The following is an 18,770-nucleotide window of genomic DNA, read 5'->3' as shown; positions in this document are numbered from 1 at the left end:
GTTCAGTTGCGTGGCGGCGGTTGGGGCGGCTTGGCATGGGTCCTCGGGTCGGAGCCCGAGGATGACGCCGAGTGGGGAGGCGGGATGTGTTCTTGGCGGAGGCGGGGGTTACGCGGCGGCTGCGGTGGCGGTCGATGTCGCTCTCCTGCTGGGGTTGACGCATGCGGCGATGCCGTTGGCTGCCAGCGGTCTGGTTGGCGCAAGCCTGTCGATCACCAGCGCCAGAGCCGTCATCGGCCTGTCAGGCGAGGACGCAAACACCCGCGCCGTCATCCTCGGGCTTGACCCGAGGACCCATTCCTCTGCGGTGGCGGTGTCGTTTCGGGAGAGGAGGGACGCGGTCTGCGGCGTGGCGGCGGTTGGGGCGGTTTGGCATGGGTCCTCGGGTCGGAGCCCGAGGATGACGCCGAGTGGGGAGGTGGGGTGCGTTTTCTGCGGATGGCGGGGGTGACGCCGACGCTGGAGTGGCGGCCGATGTTTCTCTCCTGCTGAGGGCAACGTATGCGGCGCTGCTGTGGGGTTGCTAGCGGGCGGCGCATTCGGTTCTGCTGTTGGTTTGTCGTGTGGCGGGGCAAGCGCTGACGCGCGCCAGCGCCGCGGCCGTCATCCGCCTGTCAGGCGCGGGCGCAAACATCTGCGCCATCCCCTCGAATTCTATCCGTCGCGGGCATGGTGTAAGGGTGGGCGCAGACAGGCCGACGCCGTGGCAAATATTGACATAAGGATATGTTTATGTGATTTGCCGCGGAGCGACAAGGAAACGGTGAAGCCATGACAGAGACGTCCGACAAGCTTTTCGGGGCGATGACCGAAGGCCGTTCGCCGGCAGAGGCGTCCGCGGCGCTGCGCAAGGCGGTTTCCGAGCGCATTCTGGTGCTCGACGGCGCCATGGGCACCGAAATCCAGCTCCTGGGCCTCGGCGAGGACGATTTCCGCGGGCATCGCTTCGGCGCCTGCGAATGTCACCTGCAGGGCAACAACGATCTCCTGAACCTGACGCAGCCGCAGGCGATCGAGGACATCCACTACGCCTATGCCATGGCCGGCGCGGACATCCTGGAAACCAACACCTTTTCCTCCACCACGATCGCCCAGGCCGATTACCAGATGGAGGACCAGGTCTACGAGCTGAACCGCGACGGCGCGCGGCTGGCGCGGCGCGCCTGCATCCGCGCCGAGGAGAAGGACGGCAAGCGCCGCTTCGTCGCCGGCGCGCTCGGACCGACGAACCGCACCGCCTCGATCTCACCGGACGTCAACAATCCGGGCTACCGGGCCGTCACCTTCGACGAATTGCGCATCGCCTATGGCGAGCAGCTGCGCGGCCTGATCGACGGCGGCTCCGACCTGATCCTGATCGAGACGATCTTCGACACGCTGAACGCCAAGGCGGCGATCTTCGCCTGCGAGGAGATCTTCGCGGAAAAGGGCGTGACGCTGCCGATCATGATCTCCGGCACGATCACCGACCTGTCCGGCCGCACGCTGTCGGGCCAGACGCCGACGGCGTTCTGGCACTCGGTGCGGCACGGCCGGCCCTTTACCATCGGCCTGAACTGCGCCCTCGGCGCTGCCGCGATGCGCGACCATCTGGCGGAAATCTCAAACGTCGCGGACACCTTCGTCTGCGCCTATCCGAATGCCGGCCTGCCGAACGAATTCGGCGAATACGACCAGAGCCCGGAGCAGATGGCCAAGGAGGTCGAGATCTTCTGCGAGGAAGGGCTCGTCAACGTCCTGGGCGGCTGCTGCGGCTCGACGCCGGATCACATCAAGGCGGTGGCCGAGACGGCGGCGCGCTACAAGCCGCGCAAGGTGCCGACCATCGCGCCGCTGATGCGCCTGTCGGGCCTGGAGCCGTTCACGCTGACCAAGGAGATTCCCTTCGTCAATGTCGGCGAACGGACCAACGTCACCGGCTCGGCCCGCTTCCGCAAGATGATCGAGGCGAACGACCTGCCGGCCGCCCTCGACGTGGCCCGCAGCCAGGTGGAGAACGGCGCCCAGATCATCGACGTCAACATGGACGAGGGGTTGATCGACTCCAAGCAGATGATGATCGACTACCTGAACCTGATCGCGGCCGAGCCCGACATCGCCAAGGTTCCGGTGATGATCGACTCCTCCAAGTTCGAGGTGATCGAGGCCGGTCTGAAATGCGTGCAGGGCAAGGCGCTGGTCAATTCGATCTCCATGAAGGAGGGCGAGGAGAGCTTCCTGAAGCAGGCGCGGCTGGTGCGCAGCTACGGCGCCGCCGTGGTGGTCATGGCCTTCGACGAGCAGGGCCAGGCCGACACGCTGGAGCGCAAGGTCGCGATCTGCACGCGCGCCTACAAGCTTTTGACCGAAGAGGCCGGCTTCCCGCCGGAGGACATCGTCTTCGATCCGAACGTCTTCGCGATCGCCACCGGCATCGAGGAGCATAATGGCTACGGCGTCGCCTTCATCGAGGCGACCCGCCAGATCCGCCAGAACCTGCCGGGCGCCCACATCTCCGGCGGCGTGTCGAACCTGTCCTTCTCGTTCCGCGGCAACGAGGCCGTGCGCGAGGCGATGCACGCGGTGTTCCTGTACCACGCCATCCAGGCGGGCATGGACATGGGCATCGTCAATGCCGGCCAGCTGGCGGTCTACGAGTCCATCGATCCGGAACTGCGCGAGGCCTGCGAGGACGTGGTCCTCGACCGCAAGCGGCCCGATGGCGGCGACCCGACCGAGCGGCTGCTGGAGCTGGCCGAGCGCTGGCGCGGGGCCGGCGGCAAGGAGGCCAAGGCCAAGGATTTGACCTGGCGCGAGAAGAGTGTCCAGGACCGCATCGCCCATGCGCTGGTCAACGGCATCACCGAATATATCGTCGAGGACACCGAAGAGGCGCGGCTCCAGGCGGACCGCCCGCTGCATGTCATCGAGGGGCCGCTGATGGACGGCATGAACATCGTCGGCGACCTGTTCGGCGCCGGCAAGATGTTCCTGCCGCAGGTGGTCAAGTCGGCCCGGGTGATGAAGCAGGCCGTGGCGCATCTGCTCCCCTACATGGAGGAGGAGAAGCGGCTGAACGGCACCGACGAGCGCTCGAACGCCGGCAAGGTGCTGATGGCGACCGTGAAGGGCGACGTCCACGACATCGGCAAGAACATCGTCGGCGTGGTCCTGGCCTGCAACAATTACGAGGTCATCGATCTCGGCGTGATGGTGCCGGCCGCGAAGATCCTGGAGACGGCGCGGCAGGAGAAGGTCGACGTCATCGGCCTGTCCGGCCTGATCACGCCGTCGCTCGACGAGATGGTGCATGTCGCCGCCGAGATGGAGCGCGAGGGCTTCGACATTCCGCTGTTGATCGGCGGCGCGACGACCAGCAAGGTGCATACGGCGGTGAAGATCGACCCGGGCTACAACCGGGGCCAGACGGTCTACGTCACCGATGCCTCGCGCGCGGTCGGCGTGGTGTCGCATCTCCTCTCCGAGGAGACCCGCGACGCTTATGTCGAGGGCGTCAAGGCCGACTACCAGAAGGTCGCCGAGGCGCATCGCAAGGGCGAGCGCGACAAGAAGCGGCTGCCGCTGGCCCAGGCCCGCGCCAACGCGCAGGTCAGCGACTGGGCGGCCTACGAGCCGGTCAAGCCGGCGATCACCGGCACCCGGGTCTTTACGGACTGGGACCTGGAAGAGCTGTCGCGCTACATCGACTGGACGCCGTTCTTCCAGACCTGGGAGATGAAGGGCCGCTATCCGGGCATCCTGGAAGACGAGAAGCAGGGCGAGGCGGCGCGGTCGCTGTTCAACGACGCGCAGGCCATGCTCAAGCAGATCATCGCCGAGAAGTGGTTCCAGCCGCGGGCCGTGATCGGCTTCTGGCCGGCCAATTCGGTGGGCGACGACATTTGCCTGTTCACCGGCGACGACCGCACGGAGGAGCTGGCGACGCTCTACACGCTGCGCCAGCAGCTGACCAAGCGCGGCGACCGGCCGAACGTCGCGATGGCCGACTTCGTCGCGCCGCTGGACAGCGGCAAGGCGGATTATGTCGGTGGCTTCGTGGTGACCGCCGGGATCGAGGAGGAGGCGATCGCCAATCGCTTCGCCAAGGCCAATGACGACTACTCGTCGATCATGGTCAAGGCGCTCGCCGACCGATTCGCCGAGGCCTTCGCCGAGCGCATGCACGAGAAGGTGCGGCGGGAATTCTGGGGATATGCGCCGGACGAGGCCTTCACGCCGGAAGATTTGATCAGCGAGGATTATGCCGGCATCCGGCCAGCGCCGGGCTATCCGGCCCAGCCGGATCACACCGAGAAGACGACGCTGTTCGAACTGCTCGATGCGGAAGCCACCACCGGCGTGAAACTGACCGAGAGCTACGCCATGTGGCCGGGCTCGTCGGTGTCCGGCCTCTATATCGGACACCCGGACTCCTATTATTTCGGGGTTGCGAAGATCGAGCGGGACCAGGTCGAGGATTATGCCGCGCGCAAGGGCATGCCCGTCGCCGAGGTCGAGCGGTGGCTGGCGCCGATCCTCAACTACATTCCGACGGCGGCCGCCGAGACGCCCGCACAGGCGGCGGAATAGGGCGCAGGGCGCCGCGCCTGCGGCGCCGAAACGGGACGAAACGGGGCCGTGCGGACGCGCGGTTCCCGCTTCCCCTTCTCATGATGCTGGAATCGTTCTAGATTGGGTTCGCTGGAAGTTAACCAGCGACGATGGTCGAGGACGATTTGATGCGGCTTACCCGCCAGACGAACTACGCGATCCGGATCCTGATGTACTGCGCCTCCAATGGCGGGCAGCTCAGTCGCATCAAGGACATCGCGGCAGCCTATTCGGCGTCGGAGCTGTTCCTGTTCAAGATCCTGCAGCCGCTGGTCGAGGCCGGCATGGTCGAGACGGTGCGCGGCCGCAATGGCGGCGTGCGCCTGGCGCGGCCGGCTGCGGCGATCAATCTGCGCAATGTCGTGGAAGTGACCGAAGAGAATTTCGCCCTGGCGGAGTGCTTCGAGACCGGCGCCGTGGATTGCCCGCTGATCGAGAGCTGCGAGCTCAATTCCGCCCTGCGCGAGGCGTTGAACGCGTTTCTCGGCGCGCTGGGCAATTACACGATCGACGATCTCCTGGGCAACAAGGCGTTCATGCGCCGGCGGCTCGGCCTGATGGAACCGGTGCACGGGCTCGCCGCGGCGAGCTGACGCGCATCCTGCGATCGTCTGACGGGACCGGCGCATGGATGGCGCGCCGGTCGCCCTAGCGTGTGTGATGTGTGTGTGCGACCGCTGGCAGGATGGCGGCGACGCTCCTATATGCCGGCCGTCACCCGCCATTTCGTCAACAGCGGCCAGCCCTCTTCATGGATACCAAGGTTACCGACGCCGCGGACGCCGCCTGGGCCACCGCACCGTCCCCCTGCGTCGACATCTGCAAATACAAGCGACAGGGCCGCTGCGTCGGCTGTTCGATGACCAAGGCGGAGAAGCAGGCCTTCCCGTCGTCGGGCGGTGCGGAGCAGAAGCGCGAGTTCATCGAGACGCTGATCGGGCGCCTGCAGGAATCGGCACGCAACCCGGCCTTCTGGATCATGTCCTACCGGCGCAAATGCGAGCGGGAGGGCGTTCCATGTCCGATCCCGGTGGAGGGCGACGACGCCTGAACCGGGCCGTCGCGGCACGGTCGAGATATACAAAAGGCCCGCCGGAGGATCTCCGGCGGGCCTTTTTCACGTCTGGTGTCCGTCGCCAGTGAGGGCGGCGAGCGGGTCGCCTCAGGCGGCGGTGGTCTTCAGATGGGCGCGCAGCATCCAGGCGAACTTGTCGTGCTGCTCGATGCGGGCGGTCGCCAGGTCGTTGGTGGCGAAGTCGCCATGCTGGTCGGCGACCTCGGCAAGCGCCGACAGGGTCGAGGAGAGGGTCTCCTGGTCCTGCATCAGGACCTCGACCATGGTGCGGGCGTCGGTGCGGCCGTCATGCTCCTCGATGGCGCTGCGCTCCAGATAGACCGAGTAGCGGCCCTCGGCATGGGCGTCGAACGCCTTGATGCGCTCGGCCAGCGTGTCCTGACCTTCGAAGTGATCCTCGTAGATCTCCTGGAACAGCGCGTGCAGGGCGCCGAAGGACATGCCCGTCACGTTCCAGTGGAAGTTCTGGGCCTTCAGCGTGGCGATCGCCGTCTCGGCCAGCGACTGGGTGAGGCCGTTGACGATCTCTTCCTTCGCCGTCGGCTCGATCTTGGCTGCTACTAGTCCCATGGTCTCCGGTCCCTTAGTGGTGTCTTAGAATAATTCTAATCTAGCCTCCGAGGCCGTGCATGGCAAGGTCGCGGCAATCGGTCCCATGCGATTTTTCGCGTCAGAGCGCCCGGGCGAGGGAGGCCGCGAGGAAGCGCAGCCAGCGCCGGCCCTCGGGGCGGACCCGCCAGGCGACCAGCGCACCGGCGGCGGCGTTCTCGCCGGCGCGCAGCACCGCGAGAAGGCGCAACAGCCAGATCTCATCGTCCGAGGCCTGTTTCGCGCCGGGACGGTAGAACACCATCTCGCGCAGGCTCTGGCCGGACAGGCCGCGGAAGAAGGCGATGGCGAAGCGCTCCAGCGAGACGTTCTCCTCGCCGGCCAGAAGGAAGCAGGCTCGTTCGAGATCGGGCTTCGGGGCGAGCCGGCTGCGCAATGCGAACCAGCGCAGACGGTTCAGTTCGTCGCGTTCGGCATCGGTGAGCTGGGGCGCGGCGGGACGGACCGTCGGGCAATTGCCGCCGGGAAAGGCGAGGATTCGCGCCGGGGCGCGCCCGGAGGAGGGAAGAGTCTCGGGCAGGGGCAGTGCAGACATTCAGGCAACCGCGTTCTGTAAGAAGACCGCGCCGGGAACCCGCGACAGGGAATCGCACCCGACGTCTCGAACCGTTCTAAACTTGACAACCACTTTCATCTATTCATAGCAGACCGGGAATGGAAGGGAAGTGCCGCAGGCCGGATCGGGACCGCCGCGTCATTCGTCTCTTCGCCATCCGACCATCACAGGAGCGCCCGTGGCCAAACGTTGGGCCGATGCCCCGTCCCCGTGCATCGATATCTGCAAATACAAGGATGGCGGCCGCTGCATCGGCTGCGCCATGACCAAGCCGGAAAAGAAGCGGTTCAAGCGGCTGGACGGCAAGGCCGAGAAGAAGGCGTTCTTCCGCACCCTTGCCGAGCGGCTGGTCAGGGCCGGGCGCTACGACCGCTGGGCGCATGTCTATCGGCGCAAATGCGACAAGAAGGATCAGCCGTGCCCGCTCGACAAGCTGGAGGTGCCGGCCGAGGCGTGATCGCGCGGGGCGGAGCGGAAACGGCTGAGAGATTGATTCCGGACAATCCGGCAATGCTTTGTGCTCACACGGCAAAAAGGCGGCGCGCCAGTCAGGCGCGCCGCCTTTTTCGTGGGATGATCCGGTTCCCGAGGCGAACCGGCCGGGCCGAAAGCTATTCGGCCGGGGCAGGCGCCGGCGTCGCTGCGCCATCGTCGCCGGAGGTCGGAGCCGCGTGGCTGCCGCGGGCCGGCTGCTTGCGGGCGAGCAGCTTGTAGAACAGCGGGATGAAGAAGATCGCGACGAAGGTCGCCGCGAGCATTCCGCCGATGACGCCGGTGCCGATGGAGTGGCGGCTGGCCGAGCCGGCGCCGGTGGAGATCGCCAGCGGTACGACGCCCAGGATGAAGGCGAGCGACGTCATGACGATCGGCCGGAAGCGCAGCTTGGCGCCCTGCAGCGCGGCGTCGAAGGCCGACAGCCCCTCCTCGCGTTTCAGCACCGCGAACTCGACGATCAGGATGGCGTTCTTGGCCGCCAGTCCGACCAGCGTGACGAGGCCGATCTGGAAGTAGACGTCGTTGTCGAGGCCGCGCAGCCAGATCGCCAGCAGCGCGCCGAACATGGCGAAGGGCACCGCCAGAAGCACGGCGATGGGCAGCGACCAGCGTTCATACTGGGCCGACAGGATGAGGAAGACCATCAGGATGCCGAAGCCGATGGCGGCGAGCCCGGTGCCGCCCGAGGCGATCTCCTGATAGGCCGACCCCGTCCAGGCGACCTGATAGCCGTCGGGCAGCTTTTCGGCCGCGATCTCCTGCATGGCCTGCAGCGCCTGTCCCGACGAATAGCCGGGGGCCGGGCCGCCGGAGACCTTGGCCGCGGTGAAGGCGTTGAAGCGCTCGATGAGGTCCGGGCCGACAATGCGCTCGACCGACAGGAGGGCGTCGAGGGGGATCATCGCGCCGTTGTTGGCCTTGACGTAGACGAAGCGCAGATCCTGCGGCTTCTCGCGGAAGTCGGATTCGGACTGGAGCGAGACCCGGTAGTTGCGACCGAGCAGGGTGAAGTCGTTCACATAGAGCGAGCCGAAGGTCGACTGCATGGTCTCGAAGATCGACGAGATCGGCACGTCCTGCGCCTTGGCCTTCTGGCGGTCGACGTCGATCTGGTACTGCGGGACATTGGCCGAGAAGGTGGTGCGCACGCCGGCCAGCTCCGGCCGCTCGGCGGCCGCCGCCACCAGCGCGCTGGTCGCCGCGACCAGTTCCTGGGAGCCGCGGTTCTGGCGGTCCTGCACGAACAGGTCGAAGCCGCCGGTGGTGGACAGGCCCTGGATCGGCGGCGGGTTGAAGGCCAGCACCATGCCGTCCTGGATGCCGGCATTCATGCCCATGATCGGGCCGGTGAGGTTGCGGGCGTCGAGCGAGGGGTCCTCGCGCTCCGACCAGTCCTTGAGGGTGACGAAGGCCACGCCCGAGCTGGACTTCTGGGTTCCGGCCAAGAGGTCGAAGCCGGCGAAGGCGACGACGTCGGCGACCGCCGGATGCTCGCGCACATTCGCGCTGACCTGCTCCATCACCTCCGTCGTGCGCGCCAGCGAGGCGGCCGGCGGCAGGATGGCGATGGCGAAATTGACGCCCTGATCCTCGTCGGGGACCAGCGAGCCGGGGATCGTCTGGAAGAAATAGTAGCTGCCGCCGACGATGCCGGCGAACAGGACGAGGGCGACGACGGCCCGGCGCATGATGAAGGCAACGCCGGCGCCATAGGCGTTGGTCAGCTTGTCGAAGCCCGTGTTGAACCAGCGGAACGGCGCCCAAGGCTCGGAATGGCCCTGCTTCAGGAGAAGGCCGCAGAGCGCCGGGGTGAGGGTGAGGGCGACGATGCCCGAGATCACCACCGAGACGGCGATGGTCACGGCGAACTGCCGGTACATGGTGCCGGCGAGGCCGCCGAGAAACGCCACCGGGATGAACACGGCGCACAGGACGAGCACGATGGCGATCACCGGGCCGGCGACTTCGGTCATCGCCTTGGCGGTGGCGTCCTTGGCGTTGAGCCCCTCCGTCGTCATGATCCGCTCGACATTCTCCAGAACCACGATGGCGTCGTCGACGACGATGCCGATGGCCAGGACGAGGCCGAACAGGGTGAGGAGATTGATCGAGAAGCCGAGCGCCAGCAGCACGCCGAAGGTGCCGATGATCGACACCGGGACGGCGAGCATCGGGATCAGCGTCGCCCGGAAGCTCTGCAGGAAGATGAAGACGACGACGAAGACCAGCGCCATGGCCTCGATGAAGGTCATGATGACCTCCTCGATGGAGGCCTCGATGAACTTGGTGGTGTCGTAGGGAATGGCGAAGCTGATGCCATCGGGGAAGGAGCCGGAGAGTTCCTCCATGCGGGTGCGCACGCCGCTCAGCGTGTCGAGGGCGTTGGCGCCGGGCTGCAGATAGATGCCGATGGGCACCGTCGGCGTGCCGTTATAGGTGGCGTTGAAGCCGTAATCCTGGGCGCCGAGCTCGACCCGCGCAACATCCTTCAGGAGCAGCGAGGAGCCGTTCTCGTCGGAGCGCAGGATGATGTTCTCGAAGGCCTCGGCGTCGGGCAGGCGCCCGGCCGTGGTCACCGAATAGGTGAAGGCGAGGTCGGTGTTGGTGGGCGGCGCGCCGAACTGGCCGGCGGCGAACTGGGCGTTCTGGTCGCGCACGGCCGTGGCCACGTCGCCCGGCGTCAGGCCGTAGGAGGCCAGCGCGTCGGGACGCAGCCAGATGCGCATGGAATAGTTGCGGGCGCCGAAGAGCTGCGCCTCGCCGATGCCGGGCAGGCGCTTGAGCTCGTCGAGGACGTTGAGCAGCGCGTAGTTCGACACATAGGTGGCGTCGTAGCGCGGGTCCTCCGACGACATGGTCAGAACCGCGAGGATCGAGGAGTTCTGCTTGGCGACGGTGACGCCGAGACGCTGGACCTGCTCGGGCAGCGAGGCATTGGCCTGCTGGACGCGATTGTTGACGTTGATCGTCGCCTGATCGGGATCGGTGCCGCTGGCGAAGGTGACGGTGATCGTCGCCGTGCCCGTCGAGGAGTTCGTGGACTGCATGTAGAGCATGTCCTCGACGCCGTTGATCTGCTGCTCGATCGGCGCGGAGACGGTCTGGGCGATGGTCTCGGCGCTGGCGCCGGGATAGGAGGCGCGCACCTGGACCTGCGGCGGCACCAGCTGCGGATACTGCTCGATCGGCAGCGCGCTGATCGACAGCAGGCCACCGAGGGTGATCAGGATCGAGATGACGGCCGCGAAGATCGGCCGGTCGACAAAGAACCGCGCATTCATCGGGCGGACTCCGCCGAAGCGTCGCCGTCGCTGGTGGCGCGGCGGGCGTCGTCGCCATCGGGCAGGGCGGTGAGGGGCACCGGCGGGGCATCCGTGCGGCCGGCTTCACCGGGCGCGTGCCCGGCGTCGGCAACGACCTTGTCGTTGGCCGCGTCGACGGCGCGCTCGATCGCACCCTGCTGTTCGCCAGCCGCCTCGTTGGCAGTGTCGGCGGCGGGCTCGGGGGCGTCTGTTGCGGGGGCTGCCTCGGCGGCGGGGGCGTCCGGCGCCGGCGCATCCGGCTCGCTGCTGGCGGCATCGGCGTTCGCGGCTGCCGGCTGCGGGTTGACCGGGGCGCCGGGGCGAACCTTGACGACGCCCTTGACGACGACCTTGTCGCCATCGGCGAGGCCCTCGGAAATGACGATGGAGCCGTCGAGCTCGCGGCCGACGACGACCGGGCTGACTTCGGCCAGGTTCTCGTCGTTCAGCGTGTAGACGAAGGTGCCCTGCGGGCCCTGCATCAGCGCCTCGGTCGGCAGTTCGATGGCGTTCTCGATGGACAGGCCCTCGAGCTGCAGGCGTACGAACTGGCCCGGCAGGAGGCGGCTTTCGGGATTGGGCAGGACGGCGCGCGACAGGATCGTGCCGGTCTGCGAATCGATCGTGGTCGAGGTGAAGTCGATGGTACCGGTCTCGCCGTAGGTCTCGCCATTGCCGAACATCAGCGTGACGGTGAGGTCGGACGGCGAGGAGGCGCCCTGCAACTGGCCGCTCTCGACCAGTTCGCGGATGGAGGCGGCTTCCCTGTCGGCAGCCGAGAAGTTCACATAGACCGGATCGAGGCGGCTGATGCGGGTCAGCAGGTCGCCGGTGCTGAGCAGGCTGCCCTCGGGCACCTGTTCCAGGCTGGTGACGCCGGCGACCGGCGCCTCGACGGTGGCGTAGTCGAGGGAGAGGGTGGCGGTCTGCAACTGCGCCTCGGCGGCGGCGACCTGGGCTTCGGCGAGTTCGCGCGAGGAGACGGAGTCTTCGAGCGTCGCCTGGCTCGACGCGCCGCTCTGGGCGAGCTGCCGGGCGCGGGCCTCGGTCCGCTTGGCCTGGCCGAGCTGGGCCTGCGCCTGGAGCACCTGCGCCTTGGCCAGCGCCACCTGCGCCTCGTAGGTCGCCGGGTCGATGTGGAACAGCAGCGTGCCGGCCTCGACGCGCGAGCCCTCGTCGAAATTGCGTTCGAGCAGGATGCCGCCAACGCGTGCCCGGACCTCGACCTCGCGGGAGGAGGCGACGCGACCGGCATATTCGTAGGTCACCGGCAGGTTCTTGCTCTTGACCGTCAGGACGGTGACGGCGGGCGGGGGCGGGGTGCCGCCGGCCTGTGCGAAGGCCGCGCCCGCGGCTGCCAGCGAGACGCCGACGCATGCCGTCATGCGCAAAATCAGGTTAAGTCCGCGCATTGTAAAACCTTTTTCCGGCCGGCCATGGCGCCGCTCTCTTGCATTGCGGCATACATACATCCATAAATGTATCGGAGCAAGGGAGGCCCGGACTTGAGACGCACCAAGCAGGACGCGATGCAGACGCGCGAGGCGATCCTCGACGCGGCGGAAACGCTGTTCTACGAACAGGGTGTCGCAGGAACGACCCTCAGTCACATTGCCGCGAGCGCCGGCCTGACGCGCGGCGCGATCTACTGGCACTTCTCCAACAAGCTCGAACTGTTCCGGGCGATGCAGGAGCGCGCGAAGCTGCCCCAGGAAGAGTTCTTCGACGAGCAGGCCTGTGCCGGCCGGCGGTCGCTGCAGGACCTCTACGAGAACACGCTGGAGGCGCTTCGCCATCTGGAGCGCGACGAACGGACGCGCAAGATCCTGACCATTCTCCTGTTCCGCTGCGAATATGTCGGCGAGATGCAGGATGCCATGCTGCGCCGGGCCGACGCCGAGGCGACGATGCACAAGGCGATCACCGGCATCTTCGCGGCGGTACAGATTCGCGGCGAGCTGAAGCACGAATGGCAGCCGAAGGAGGCGGCCACCGCCTATGTCTGCGCGGTGAGCGGCGTGATCTCGGAATGGCTGCGCTCGGATCGCGGCTTCGACCTGACCGGGGTCGGCGCGCGGGTGGTGCGCAGCGTGATCGCGGGCTTTGCCTGTTCGAGCGCGCGGGTCGCCTGCCTCGAAGAGATGGCCGAGGCGCGGGCCGCGGCGAACCTGAACTGAGGTGAGGGCGGGCGCACGCGCCGCATGGCGGCTGCGGCGAATGTTTTCCCCGAACAATGCCGATATTTGGAACGTGCGACGCTGCATTGCGGGGTGCGGGGTTCTATCTTCCGGCACGACTGCGATGTAGGCACGGGGCAAGGATGCTGTCCGGCCTGCCATTCTCCCGACAGCCGGGACCCGATCAATCGTGACGCGACGCTGACCGTCGCGCGCACCGGACAAGGCCGTCTCGTGCGGTCGCGGACCATGGAAAGGAACGACGCCTGATGAGTTCTCTCGCCCAACAGCCGGAGCATTCGCCGGAGCCTGCCTTCCCGATTCCCGCCGGCGTCTTCGCCGAGACGGTGACCAAGGTCACGCACTATACCGACAGCCTGTTCGCCTTCCGCATCACCCGGCCGCAGAGCTTCCGCTTCCGCTCGGGCGAGTTCGTGATGATCGGCCTGCCGAACGCGGCCAAGCCGGTCTACCGCGCCTATTCCATCGCCAGCCCGGCCTGGGACGAGGAGCTGGAGTTCTTCTCCATCAAGGTGCCGAACGGCCCCTTGACCGAGCATCTGCAGAAGATCCAGGTCGGCGACACGGTGCTGATGCGCAAGAAGCCGACGGGCACGCTCGTCCACGATGCGCTGAAGCCTGGCAAGCGGCTGTTCCTGTTCTCGACCGGAACCGGCATCGCGCCCTTCGCCTCGGTCATCCGCGACCCGGAGACCTACGAGAAGTTCGACCAGGTGATCCTCACCCAGACCTGCCGCGGCAATGCCGAGCTGGCCTATGGCCGCGAACTGGTGGAGACGTCGAAGGCCGACGAGCTGATGAGCGAGTTCATCGGCGACAAGCTGATCTTCCACGCCAGCGCGACCCGCGACGGCGAGACGCGCGGCCACCGGATCACCACGCTGATCGAGAACGGCAAGCTGTTCGAGGACCTTGCCATCGCGCCGCTGGACCCGGAGACCGACCGGGCGATGATCTGCGGCTCCATGGCGATGCTGAAGGACACGGAAGCGCTGCTGGAAGCCCGCGGCTTCGAGGAAGGCGCCAACAACAAGCCCGGCACCTTCGTCGTCGAACGCGCCTTCGTGGACTGAGGGCAGCGGGCACGCTGCCGGGAGCGGCCGGGCGCAGCCTCCGGCGGCCCTGCGGGCAGGCCATAACCGCCGAGCACGGCGAGGGGCAGGTCGCGAGGGCGACCTCGCCCCGACTTCTCCGACGGGGCGCCGGCAGGCCGTCCGTCATGCTGGCGCGCGTCTGTTGAGGTTGAGTATCAACTCAGAATGCCGCGGCCTAAGACATAGCTATCCTCACCCTGAGGGCCGTCGATAAGCGCTGGTGCAGCTTGACAGCGCCGGCGCCGGGCGGCACGCCGACCGGATGACGCACGCACCCCATGCCGGACTGAAGGTCCTGGAACTCGCCCGCATCCTGGCCGGCCCGTGGATCGGCCAGACGCTTGCCGATCTCGGCGCCGACGTGATCAAGGTCGAGAGCCCGGCGGGCGACGACACCCGCGGCTGGGGGCCGCCCTTCGTCGAGCGGGACGGCGAGCGCACGGCCGCCTATTTCCACGCCTGCAACCGCGGCAAGCGCTCGGTGGTCGCCGATTTCGGCACCGAGGAGGGGCGGGAACTGGTGCGGTCGCTGGCGGCCGAGGCGGACGTGCTGATCGAGAACTTCAAGGTCGGCGGGCTGGCGAAGTTCGGCCTCGACTACGCGAGCCTGAAGGCGATCAATCCGCGCCTCGTCTATTGCTCGGTCACCGGCTTCGGCCAGGACGGCCCCTATGCGGGCCGGGCCGGCTACGACTTCATGATCCAGGGCATGGGCGGCATCATGAGCCTGACCGGCGATCCGGCCGGCGAGCCGCAGAAGATCGGCGTCGCCTTCGCCGACATCTTCACCGGGCTCTACGGCACCATCGCCATCCAGGCGGCGCTGGCCGACCGCGAGCGGACCGGGCGCGGGCAATATGTCGACATGGCGCTCTACGACTGCATGGCCGGCGTTCTCGCCAACCAGGCGCTGAACTTCTTCGCCACCGGCGCCGCGCCGTCGCGGCTCGGCAATGCGCATCCCAATATCGTGCCGTATCAGGTGTTTCCGGTGGCCGACGGCCATCTGATCATTGCCTGCGGCAATGACCGGCAGTTCGCGCGGCTCTGCGCCGTCCTCGACCTGCCGCAGCTCTCCGCCGATGCGCTCTACGCCACCAACGAGGCGCGGGTCGCCAACCGGGAGGCGCTGACGCCGATCCTGGCCGGGGCGATCGCCGCATGGCGCCGCGACGACCTTCTGGCCGCGCTGGAGCCGGTGGGCGTGCCATCCGGGCCGATCAACAACGTCGCCGACGTCTTCGCCGATCCGCAGATCGTCCATCGCGGCATGCAGATCGCGCCGGGCGGCATGGCGGGCGTACGCAGCCCGATCACCTATGGCGATGCCGAACTGTCGCTGGAGCGGCCGGCGCCGAAGCTCGGCGAGCACCAGGGCGCGGGTTTCGGCGACGGCGGCTGATCGCGGCGACTGCGAGAGCCGCTCCGCCTAGACGGCGAGGTGGCTGGAGACGATGTCGGGATCGGCTTCCATCTCGGCAAAGCTGCCGGTGAAGCGGACGGTGCCGGTCTCGATGATCACCGCGCGGTCGGCGATGGCGCGGGCAAAGCCGAGATTTTGCTCCGACAGAAGCACCGACAGGCCTTCGCGCTTGAGGTCACGGATGGCCGCGGCCATGGCGTCGACGATGACCGGGGCAATGCCTTCGGAGGGCTCGTCGAGCAACAGGGTACGCGGATTTCCCATCAGGGTACGGGCGAGGCTGAGCATCTGCTGCTCGCCGCCGGACAGGCGCCCGCCCTTCTGGCCGCGGCGTTCGCCGAGATTGGGAAAGAGGTCGAACAGCCGCGCCGGGGTCCATGGCGTGTCCGCATCCGCGGCGTCGCGGCGGCCGACCTCGAGGTTTTCGGAGACCGTCAAATCCTTGAAGATGCGGCGATCCTCGGGGACGTAGCCGAGACCCAGCCGCGCGATGCGGTAGGGTGGCAGGCCGGTGATGTCGGCGCCGCGATAGCGCACCGTGCCGCGGCGTGGACGGACAAGGCCCATGGCGCTCTTCAGCGTCGTGGACTTGCCGGCGCCGTTGCGCCCGACCAGGGCAACGATCTCGCCTTGGTTCACGGTCAGCGACACGCCATGCAGGATGTGGGCGTCGCCGTAGAAACTGTCGATCGCTTGCAGTTCAAGCATTTGGCGAGACTTGTTCAGTGACTGATTCCGGTGTGCCGCCGCCGAGATAGACGGCGCGAACGGTCGGGTCGGCGCGGATCGCATCAGCGATGCCCTCGGCAATGACGGCGCCCCGGTTGAGCACCACGATGCGGTCGGCATGGGCGAAGACCACATCCATGTCGTGCTCGGTGAAGAGGACGCTGAGGCCGGTGTCCTCGACGATGCCGCGCACCAGCGCCATCAGGGCCGTGCGCTCGCGCGGCGCCATGCCGGCGGTCGGCTCGTCCATCAGCAGAAGCCGCGGCGATGCGGCCAGCGCAACCGCGAGCTCCAGCCGCTTGACGTCGCCATAGGCGAGCTCGGCGGAGGGACGGTCGGCGGCCTCGGACATGCCGACAATGGCGAGCAGGCGGTCGGCCTCGGCCCGCTCGGCGGCGACGGCGCGGGAGAAAAAGTCGAAGCGGCGCTTGCGATGGGCGAGCAGGGCGGTCTGCAGGTTTTCGCGCACCGTCATGGAGGTGAAGGTCTGGGTGATCTGGAAGGTGCGGCCGACGCCGCGCCGGGCGATGCGGCGGGCCGGCAGGCCGGCGATCTCGGACCCGAACAGCCGCACCGAGCCGCGATCGGGACGCAGCTGGCCGTTGAGCATGTTGAAGGTGGTGGATTTGCCGGCGCCATTGGCGCCGATCAGGGCCAGCATCTCGCCGGAGGCGACGTGAAAGCCGACGTCGTCGACTGCGACGACGCCGCCGAAGGCCTTGCTCAGGCCGTGGATCTCCAGCGCGTTCATGCCGGCGCTCCGGAAGGGGCCGTGGCGCGGCGGCGGGCGCGGCCGGCCAGCGACCGCAGGCCACCGGCGATGCCCTGGGGCGCCAGAATGCAGACGGCGAGGATGATGACGCCGAAGATCGACCGCCAATAGGGCAGCCGGCCGACCCAGTCCTCAATGCCGACGAAGATCGCGGCGCCGGCGATCGGACCCGACAGGGCCTGCACGCCGCCGATCAGCACCATCAGCAAAGCGTCGACGGACTGGCCGACCGCCAGGATGGTGGGAAAGACGCTGCCCTTGGCGAAGACGAAGACCGTGCCGGCGAGCGCGGCGAAGAGGCCGGCGATGACGAAGGCGGCGAGCTGGCGGCCGCGCACGTCGAGGCCGATGGCCTCGGCGCGCAGGGGCGAGTCGCGGGTGGCGCGCAGGAGATAGCCGAAGGGCGCATGGGCGATGCGGCGGATCAGCCAGAGGCCGGCGGCGCACAGGCCAAGGGCGATGAGGTAGTAGACCGTGCGGGAGGCGGCGAAGCGGTCGGGCCAGACGCCGAGGATGCCGTCGTCGCCGCCGGTGACATCCTGCCATTGCAGGGCGACGGCCCAGAGGATCTGGGCGCCGGCAAGGGTCAGCATGGCGAGATAGACGCCGGACAGGCGCACGCAGAACCAGCCGATGACCAGCGCGCCGAGGCCGCCGGTGGCGACGCCCAGTGCCATGGCGGCGAACATCGGCAGGCCGAGGGCGGTGGCCGCCAGCGCCGCGCCATAGGCGCCGAGGCCGAAGAAGGCGGCGTGGCCGAAGGAGATCATGCCGCCGAGCCCCATGATGAACTGCAGGCTGGCGGCAAACAGCGCGGCGACGAAGAAATCGGTGAGCAGGATCAGGGCGAAGCCGGATTCGACCAGCGGCAGCAGCGCGAAACCCGCGACCGCGAGGACGACGAGGATCGTCACCGTGCGGCCGGGCAGCCGCAGGGTGGCGCCGCGTTCGGCCGGGGCCGGCGCGACGAGGGCGGCCTGGCCGAACAGGCCGAAGGGTCGCACCACCAGGATCGCGGCCATCACGAGGAAGGGCAGGACGGTGGCGAGGGTGGGAAACCACAGGAGGGTGAAGGCATTGAGGACGCCGATCAGGACGGCGGCCGCATAGGCGCCGCCGATGGAGCCCAGCCCGCCGACGACGACGATGACGAAGGCCTCGACCACCACGTCGAGATCGAGGGCGAGGCTGACGGCCTCGCGCGGGGTCTGGAGGGCGCCGGCAAGGCCGGCAAGGAAGGCGCCGAGCATGAAGACGGTGGTGAACAGGCGCGCCTGGTCGACGCCGAGGGCGCCGGTCATCTCGCGGTCCTCGGTCGCGGCGCGGACCAGCGTGCCCCAGCGGGTGCGGTTGAGGACCAGCCAGACGGCGGCGAGGACGACCGGGCCGGCGGCGATCAGCAGGAGGTCGTATTGCGGCACCGGCTCGCCGAAGATCCGCAGGGCGCCGCCGAGGCCCGGGGCGCGCGGCGCGAGCAGATCTTCCGGTCCCCAGATCGCCAGCGCGACATCCTGGATGACGAGGAGAACGCCGAAGGTGGCGACGAGCTGGTAGAGTTCGGCCGAGACGTAGAGCCGGCGCAGGATGACGATCTCGATCAGCCCGCCGATCAGCGCCACTGCGACGGCCGCGGCCAGCATCCCGCCCCAGAAACCGAGATGGCCGGTCGGCAGCCAGGTGACGGCCGAATAGGCGACATAGGCGCCCAGCATGAACAGCGAGCCGTGGGCGAAATTGACGATGCGGGTGACGCCGAAGATCAGCGACAGGCCGGCCGCCACCAGGAACAGCGACGACGCGTCGGCAAGGCCGGCCAGGAGCTGGGCGAATACGAAGCCGAGCGTCGTCAACACCGTCTCCTCGTTGGGAATGGGCCCCGGCGCGCGGCGACCGGAGGGGTCGATCGGAAGAGCGTCGTGTAGGGCAA

14 protein-coding genes are annotated in these 18,770 nt (G+C 67.9%); 7 read left to right on the top strand and 7 right to left on the bottom strand.

Annotated elements, in window-relative coordinates:
* The first annotated feature begins 771 nt into the window (after nucleotides 1-771).
* From metH to ACEQX1_RS17295, 3 genes are all read left to right on the top strand, one after another.
* Entirely contained in the window at nucleotides 772-4,569 is a 3,798-nt protein-coding gene (metH, locus tag ACEQX1_RS17305) for a methionine synthase (protein ID WP_370197219.1), read from the top strand.
* A gap of 149 nt (nucleotides 4,570-4,718) precedes the next feature.
* Complete coding sequence (rirA, locus tag ACEQX1_RS17300) at nucleotides 4,719-5,183, top strand: iron-responsive transcriptional regulator RirA (protein WP_024348786.1); 465 nt, start codon at nucleotides 4,719-4,721, stop codon at nucleotides 5,181-5,183.
* A 158-nt stretch (nucleotides 5,184-5,341) separates the two neighbouring features.
* The gene (locus ACEQX1_RS17295) at nucleotides 5,342-5,641 is read left to right on the top strand and encodes a DUF1289 domain-containing protein (RefSeq protein ID WP_228238957.1); all 300 of its coding nucleotides are present in this window, start codon (nucleotides 5,342-5,344) and stop codon (nucleotides 5,639-5,641) included.
* A gap of 111 nt (nucleotides 5,642-5,752) precedes the next feature.
* Here ACEQX1_RS17295 and ACEQX1_RS17290 read toward each other — a convergent pair whose 3' ends face one another.
* Both ACEQX1_RS17290 and ACEQX1_RS17285 read right to left on the bottom strand, forming a co-directional pair.
* Complete coding sequence (locus tag ACEQX1_RS17290) at nucleotides 5,753-6,235, bottom strand: Dps family protein (RefSeq protein ID WP_024348784.1); 483 nt, start codon at nucleotides 6,233-6,235, stop codon at nucleotides 5,753-5,755.
* 100 nt (nucleotides 6,236-6,335) lie between these two features.
* Nucleotides 6,336-6,809, bottom strand: a complete 474-nt coding sequence (locus ACEQX1_RS17285; protein ID WP_024348783.1) for a hypothetical protein — start codon at nucleotides 6,807-6,809, stop codon at nucleotides 6,336-6,338.
* Nucleotides 6,810-7,008: 199 nt separating this feature from the next.
* On the opposite strand from ACEQX1_RS17285, the gene ACEQX1_RS17280 reads away from it, so the two are divergent.
* Nucleotides 7,009-7,287 carry a DUF1289 domain-containing protein gene (locus ACEQX1_RS17280; protein ID WP_040325362.1) on the top strand — a complete coding sequence of 93 codons (279 nt, stop codon included), beginning with the start codon at nucleotides 7,009-7,011 and terminating at the stop codon, nucleotides 7,285-7,287.
* Nucleotides 7,288-7,441: 154 nt separating this feature from the next.
* Here ACEQX1_RS17280 and ACEQX1_RS17275 read toward each other — a convergent pair whose 3' ends face one another.
* Together ACEQX1_RS17275 and ACEQX1_RS17270 are read right to left on the bottom strand one after the other, a co-directional pair.
* Nucleotides 7,442-10,606 (bottom strand): efflux RND transporter permease subunit, encoded by a 3,165-nt coding sequence (locus ACEQX1_RS17275; RefSeq protein ID WP_060576864.1) that lies wholly within the window; start codon nucleotides 10,604-10,606, stop codon nucleotides 7,442-7,444.
* The gene (locus tag ACEQX1_RS17270) at nucleotides 10,603-12,012 is read right to left on the bottom strand and encodes an efflux RND transporter periplasmic adaptor subunit (protein ID WP_370193602.1); all 1,410 of its coding nucleotides are present in this window, start codon (nucleotides 12,010-12,012) and stop codon (nucleotides 10,603-10,605) included. The genes ACEQX1_RS17275 and ACEQX1_RS17270 overlap by 4 nt, the downstream gene beginning before the upstream one ends.
* A 120-nt stretch (nucleotides 12,013-12,132) precedes the next feature.
* On the opposite strand from ACEQX1_RS17270, the gene ACEQX1_RS17265 reads away from it, so the two are divergent.
* From ACEQX1_RS17265 to ACEQX1_RS17255, 3 genes are all read left to right on the top strand, one after another.
* The gene (locus ACEQX1_RS17265) at nucleotides 12,133-12,804 is read left to right on the top strand and encodes a TetR family transcriptional regulator (RefSeq protein WP_024348780.1); all 672 of its coding nucleotides are present in this window, start codon (nucleotides 12,133-12,135) and stop codon (nucleotides 12,802-12,804) included.
* A gap of 269 nt (nucleotides 12,805-13,073) precedes the next feature.
* A complete protein-coding gene (locus ACEQX1_RS17260; protein ID WP_024348779.1) occupies nucleotides 13,074-13,898 on the top strand; it encodes a ferredoxin--NADP reductase in 825 nt (274 codons plus the stop codon).
* A gap of 283 nt (nucleotides 13,899-14,181) precedes the next feature.
* The gene (locus ACEQX1_RS17255) at nucleotides 14,182-15,321 is read left to right on the top strand and encodes a CaiB/BaiF CoA transferase family protein (RefSeq protein WP_370193600.1); all 1,140 of its coding nucleotides are present in this window, start codon (nucleotides 14,182-14,184) and stop codon (nucleotides 15,319-15,321) included.
* Between the two features lie 27 nt (nucleotides 15,322-15,348).
* Here ACEQX1_RS17255 and ACEQX1_RS17250 read toward each other — a convergent pair whose 3' ends face one another.
* Genes ACEQX1_RS17250 through ACEQX1_RS17240 form a run of 3 tightly spaced genes read right to left on the bottom strand, consistent with a single transcriptional unit; the run spans nucleotide 15,349 to nucleotide 18,696 of the window.
* A complete protein-coding gene (locus ACEQX1_RS17250) occupies nucleotides 15,349-16,050 on the bottom strand; it encodes an ABC transporter ATP-binding protein (RefSeq protein WP_370193599.1) in 702 nt (233 codons plus the stop codon).
* Nucleotides 16,043-16,822: an ABC transporter ATP-binding protein gene (locus tag ACEQX1_RS17245; protein WP_370193598.1), complete on the bottom strand. Its 780-nt coding sequence runs from the start codon at nucleotides 16,820-16,822 to the stop codon at nucleotides 16,043-16,045. The genes ACEQX1_RS17250 and ACEQX1_RS17245 overlap by 8 nt, the downstream gene beginning before the upstream one ends.
* Nucleotides 16,819-18,696: an ABC transporter permease gene (locus ACEQX1_RS17240; RefSeq protein ID WP_370197221.1), complete on the bottom strand. Its 1,878-nt coding sequence runs from the start codon at nucleotides 18,694-18,696 to the stop codon at nucleotides 16,819-16,821. Before ACEQX1_RS17240 ends, ACEQX1_RS17245 begins: the two co-directional genes overlap by 4 nt.
* Between the last annotated feature and the right edge of the window lie 74 nt (nucleotides 18,697-18,770).

Origin of the sequence: Aurantimonas sp. (genome assembly GCF_964217435.1) — a bacterium.
Classification (GTDB): domain Bacteria; phylum Pseudomonadota; class Alphaproteobacteria; order Rhizobiales; family Rhizobiaceae; genus Aurantimonas; species Aurantimonas coralicida.
The sequence above is the reverse complement of the archived record's forward strand: the minus strand, read 5'-3'. Positions and strand labels throughout refer to the sequence as shown.

What these genes read in the sequence shown, in the direction of transcription:
- ACEQX1_RS17275 (WP_060576864.1), bottom strand. Translation starts at nt 10,606, where the DNA reads ATGAATGCGCGGTTCTTTGTCGACCGGCCGATCTTCGCGGCCGTCATC.
- ACEQX1_RS17250 (WP_370193599.1), bottom strand. Translation starts at nt 16,050, where the DNA reads ATGCTTGAACTGCAAGCGATCGACAGTTTCTACGGCGACGCCCACATC.
- metH (WP_370197219.1), top strand. Translation starts at nt 772, where the DNA reads ATGACAGAGACGTCCGACAAGCTTTTCGGGGCGATGACCGAAGGCCGT.
- ACEQX1_RS17285 (WP_024348783.1), bottom strand. Translation starts at nt 6,809, where the DNA reads ATGTCTGCACTGCCCCTGCCCGAGACTCTTCCCTCCTCCGGGCGCGCC.
- ACEQX1_RS17270 (WP_370193602.1), bottom strand. Translation starts at nt 12,012, where the DNA reads ATGACGGCATGCGTCGGCGTCTCGCTGGCAGCCGCGGGCGCGGCCTTC.
- rirA (WP_024348786.1), top strand. Translation starts at nt 4,719, where the DNA reads ATGCGGCTTACCCGCCAGACGAACTACGCGATCCGGATCCTGATGTAC.
- ACEQX1_RS17255 (WP_370193600.1), top strand. Translation starts at nt 14,182, where the DNA reads ATGACGCACGCACCCCATGCCGGACTGAAGGTCCTGGAACTCGCCCGC.
- ACEQX1_RS17260 (WP_024348779.1), top strand. Translation starts at nt 13,074, where the DNA reads ATGAGTTCTCTCGCCCAACAGCCGGAGCATTCGCCGGAGCCTGCCTTC.
- ACEQX1_RS17295 (WP_228238957.1), top strand. Translation starts at nt 5,342, where the DNA reads ATGGATACCAAGGTTACCGACGCCGCGGACGCCGCCTGGGCCACCGCA.
- ACEQX1_RS17245 (WP_370193598.1), bottom strand. Translation starts at nt 16,822, where the DNA reads ATGAACGCGCTGGAGATCCACGGCCTGAGCAAGGCCTTCGGCGGCGTC.
- ACEQX1_RS17290 (WP_024348784.1), bottom strand. Translation starts at nt 6,235, where the DNA reads ATGGGACTAGTAGCAGCCAAGATCGAGCCGACGGCGAAGGAAGAGATC.